This is a genomic window from Paenarthrobacter sp. PH39-S1, assembly GCF_030063245.1.
Lineage (GTDB): Bacteria > Actinomycetota > Actinomycetes > Actinomycetales > Micrococcaceae > Arthrobacter_M.
Window position 1 is genome coordinate 1 of the sequence record NZ_JASISR010000089.1, and the last position, 1,945, is coordinate 1,945.

Sequence of the window (1,945 nt, forward strand, 5' to 3'; positions counted from 1 at the left end):
TCGTCCTGAATAAAGAATCAAGGAGAAAATCATGAGTATCGACACTGAAAACCAAACCGTAGTAGGGGTGGCGCATCCTTTGGATCCGCTGTCGCGGGCTGAGATTTCCCGGGCGGTCTCGATTTTGAAGGATGGCCCGGCCGCGGCGGAGTCGTTCCGCTTCATCAGCGTGGAGCTGCGTGAGCCGGCGAAGGAATTGCTGCGGAACGGCAGTGAAACGACACGCGAAGCAGACGCAGTTCTTATTGACCGTGCCACGTCACGTTCCTTCGAAGCCATTGTCGACCTTGATGCTGGCGCCGTTGATACGTGGACGCAGTTGGCTGACGGCGTTCACCCGCCCTTTATGCTGGACGAGTTTGCCGAGTGCGAGGAAGCCTGTCGGAAGGACCCGAAAGTCATTGAGGCCCTCGCCAAGCGGGGCCTGACTGATCTGGACCTGGTCTGCTTTGAGCCTTGGTCTGTGGGCTGGTTCGGGGAAGAGGCCGGGGGACCGCGTCTGATGCGCGCCCTGGTCTTCGTGCGCGAAAATCCTACCGACAACCCCTATGCACACCCGATTGAGAACTTCATTGTCTTCTACGACCTCAGCTCCGGCGTGGTTGTTAAGGTCGAGGACGCCGAGGCGATCCCGGTCCCCCGTGCCAGCAGTAACTACCTGCCCGAGTACGTCGGGCCGGCCCGCACCGATCTCAAGCCGATTTCCATCACCCAGCCCGAGGGTCCTTCCTTCAAGGTCACGGGAAACCACGTCCAGTGGGCCGACTGGTCTTTCCGTGTCGGTTTCACGCCCCGGGAAGGCCTGGTGCTTCACCAGCTGCGTTTCCGTGACAAGGGCGTCGACCGGCCCGTGATCAACAGGGCGTCATTGTCGGAGATGGTCGTCCCCTATGGTGACACCGCCCCGGTGCAGGCCAAGAAGAACGCCTTTGATTCCGGTGAGTACAACATCGGCAACATGGCCAATTCCCTCAAGCTCGGCTGCGACTGCCTGGGCGAGATCAAATACTTCGACGGCATCACCGCCGACAGCCACGGCAACCCGCTGACCATCGAGAATGCCATCTGCATGCATGAGGAAGACGACAGCATCATGTGGAAGCACCTGGACTTCCGCGAGAACACCGCCGAGACCCGGCGCTCCCGCAAGCTCGTGATCTCCTTCATCGCCACTGTTGCCAACTACGAGTACGGCTTCTACTGGCATCTTTATCTTGACGGGACCATTGAGTTCCTGGTCAAGGCCACCGGAATCCTGTCAACGGCCGCCCAGCACCCCGGCGAGAAGAGCCCGTACGGGCAGACGCTGAACAATGACGGGCTCTACGGACCCATCCACCAGCACATGTTCAACGTCAGGCTGGACTTCGAAGTCGACGGTCCGAAGAACGCCGTCTACGAAGTCGACATGGAAATTCCTGAGGACAACCCCACGCACACCGCCTTCAAGGCAGTCGACCGGCTCCTGAAGACCGAACAGGCAGCAATCCGCAAGGCAGACGTTTCCAAGCACCGCTTCTGGAAGATCGTCAACCACGACAGCAGGAACGTGGTGGACGAACCGGTAGCGTACCGCCTCATCCCCACAGATGGCATCACCTTGGCCGCCGGGGATGAGTCGTACGTCAGCCAGCGCGCACAGTTTGCCCGCAACAACCTCTGGGTCACCGCGTACCACCGGAAGGAACGTTTCGCGGCCGGGGAGTTCCCGAACCAGAGCACGGGCAAGCACGACGGTCTGCACGTGTGGACCCTCGCGGATCGGGACATTGTCGATGAAGACCTAGTGGTCTGGTACACCTTCGGCATGCACCACGTCGTCCGGCTCGAAGACTGGCCCGTCATGCCCCGCCAAAACATCGGCTTCATGATCGAACCCCACGGCTTCTTCGACCAAAACCCAACCCTCAACCTGCCCAGCAACATCACCGCAGCCACCGACACC

General features: G+C 60.3%; 1 protein-coding gene. It reads left to right on the forward strand.

What is annotated here, in order from left to right:
• Window positions 1-31: 31 nt before the first annotated feature.
• Window positions 32-1,945 (forward strand): primary-amine oxidase (locus QMG52_RS21585; RefSeq protein ID WP_283562452.1); only part of this gene is annotated, 1,914 nt, incomplete at its 3' end.